Below are 2,537 nucleotides of genomic sequence, written 5' to 3'. Positions count from 1 at the left end.
CTCGAACGCCGCGACGGCCGCGGCCACCGCGGCGGCCACGTGCGGGTCGTGGGTCGGGACGGCGGCGCGGAGCCCGCCGGCCGGCGGGACGGGGGAGGGGTCGACCACGACCTCGACGCGCGAGGTGCCGCCCTCCCCGGTCGCTCGTGGCGACGGGCCGGGGGTCCGGAGGCGGTCGTCGTCCGGGGGCGAGCTCACCCCCGCAGTCTCGCAACGCCCCGGCCCGCCGTCCCGTGGTCAGCTGCCCAGCGCCACCATCCGGTCGTGGATCAGCTGGCCCTGCCCCGCGAGCGGCGTGCCGTTCATGTTGGAGAGCACGCTCGGCTGCTGGCACGACCCCGGAGCGTTCCACGACCAGATCGTCCAGCCGATGCCCGTGGCCTGGAACCAGTCCAGGAGCGGCGAGGTGACGTTCGTGGAGCAGTCCGCGGAGCCGAACTCCGTCGCGGTGACGGGCTTCGTCGCGGCGACGACGCCGACGTGCTGCTCCCAGTCCTGGACCGTGTTGTGGAACTGCGTGTAGATGTGCGTGTCGTAGGCGACGTTCGCGCCGCTCAGCGCGTAGCCGGCGGCCACGCCAGAGAGGTCGTACGCCCAGTCGAGGCCCGCGGCGAGGACGAGGTTGTTCGCGCCCTGCGCTCGGACGACGTCCAGCAGCTGCTGCATCCCGACGGCCGTGTAGCTGACGGCCGATCCGCCGTTGGCCCACGGGCTGGAGGTCGTGGTGCAGCCGCCGTTGCGCCAGCACGACCAGGAGACGTCGTGCGGCTCGTTGTAGAGGTCGAAGATGACGCCGGGCCGGTTGGCGTAGCGCTGGGCGACCTGCTGCCAGAAGACGGCGCTGTCGATGTCGGGCATCGGCTGCTGGCCGCTGAAGCAGCTCGCGTCGCACGGTGCGCGACCGGAGACGTCGGACCAGTGCAGGTCGACGATCGCGTACATGCCGCGGGCGTTGGCCTTCGCGATCGCGGCGTCGACGGCCTGGATGTACGACGTGGCGTCGCAGCGACGGCCGAGCCAGTTGGCCTGGGACAGCGGGAGCCGGACCGCCGTGGCCTTCCAGGCCTTGATCCGGTCGAAGTCGGTGTCGGTGAAGTTGCCGTCGCCGCCGCAGCCCGTCCAGTTGTTGCGACCCCACGTGAGCGAGTCGCGGTTGACGCCGTGGAAGCGGAACGGCTGGCCCCCGGCGAGGATCTGGTTGCCGCTGACGCTCAGTGCGGCCAGCGGCTGCTCCTTCACCGTGTAGACGATGTCCTGCCAGCGGTCGTAGACACCGCCCATCTTCGTGTAGAGCCGGGCGTAGATCTTGCCGGTCGGCAGCGAGATCGGGACGGAGTAGGACGTCTGCGACGCCGGCAACTCGCCCGAGGCGAGGAGGTCGTGGGCGCCCGCGGACGTCCCCAGGGTCAGGTAGTACCCCTGCGAGCCGGCGAGGGCCCCCCACGTGATCGGGCTCGTCGTGTCGACGGCGCTCTGGCCGTCGACGGGCGCCGTGAAGCGCGCCTTCCCACCGGCCTGCACGGTGAACGCGACGTCCTGCCAGCGGTCGTAGGCGCCGGAGACCTTGGTGTAGAGACGGACGTAGAGCGTGGTGTCGGTCGGCAGCGGGATCGGGACGGAGTACGCGGTCTGCGACGCCGGCAGCTCGCCCGAGGCGAGCACGTCGTAGGCCCCGGCGCTGCGGCCGATCGTGAGGTAGTGGCCCTCGGAGCCGCTGACCGTCGTCCAGGTGAGCGGGGACGACGGGTCGATGACCACGCCGTCCGCGGACGGGGTCGTCAGCAGGGCCTTCGGGCCGTCGGCCCGCGCGGCCGGCGAGGCCCACCCAGCGGCGACGCACAGGGCAGCGAGTGCGAGCAGGACGAGCAGGACCTGCCGTCCTGATCGTCCTCTCGTGGTGATCCGCTCCGTCATCTGGTGTTCCGTTCTCTGGGTGCCGGGTTGGGGGATCTCCCGAATCTTCGACGGACGAACCACACGAACATGAGGAACATGGACGTTCGACCCTCCGATCGGCCCCTTGGCGGCTCGGCGTTCGTCCGATGTCACGAAGATTTCCCGCCCAAATCCGTGGCGAAGGGGGTCGAGACTGGGGCGGTCGGTGCAGTAGCGCCCCACCGCCGGCCGGGCGCCGGTGCGTCCGGCCGGGCGCCGGCCCGGCGCTGGCGCGACAGCTCCGGCGCCCGCCCGGCCCCGGACGCGAAGACGCCCGGCAAGGCCGGGCGTCTGGTCCTGCTAGCGGAGAGGGAGGGATTCGAACCCTCGGTAGAGGGGTTACCCCTACAACAGTTTTCGAGACTGCCCCATTCAACCGCTCTGGCACCTCTCCAACGGGTCCCGCGAACGGGAAACGACAGGCTACCGAGAACGCCCTGGGGATGACGTCCCGGGCGCCGGGACCACCGGGAGGTTCGATCCCGAGGCCGGAAGGCCGTCGTCCGGCCCGCCCCGCCGGCGGCCCGGGCCGGACCCAATGGCCTCGAGCAGGTCGCCGTGGACGACCAGGTCGTACGCGTTGGAGGCGATCTGGCTCGGCG

Annotated in this window: 1 protein-coding gene, 1 tRNA gene and 1 pseudogene; all 3 read right to left on the bottom strand. The window is 71.7% G+C overall.

Translation table 11 applies throughout. The features are described from left to right. Positions 1 to 198, bottom strand: a pseudogene (locus AB0L40_RS27565) (hypothetical protein); the annotation flags it as partial. Between the two features lie 39 nt (positions 199 to 237). Continuing rightward, positions 238 to 1,914 carry a glycoside hydrolase family 5 protein gene (locus tag AB0L40_RS27560; protein WP_364361969.1) on the bottom strand — a complete coding sequence of 559 codons (1,677 nt, stop codon included), beginning with the start codon at positions 1,912 to 1,914 and terminating at the stop codon, positions 238 to 240. 325 nt (positions 1,915 to 2,239) lie between these two features. Further along, positions 2,240 to 2,329, bottom strand: a tRNA-Ser gene (locus tag AB0L40_RS27555). Between the last annotated feature and the right edge of the window lie 208 nt (positions 2,330 to 2,537).

Origin of the sequence: Patulibacter sp. NPDC049589 (assembly GCF_040675535.1) — a bacterium.
Taxonomy (GTDB): domain Bacteria; phylum Actinomycetota; class Thermoleophilia; order Solirubrobacterales; family Solirubrobacteraceae; genus Patulibacter.
The sequence above is the reverse complement of the archived record's forward strand: the minus strand, read 5'-3'. Positions and strand labels throughout refer to the sequence as shown.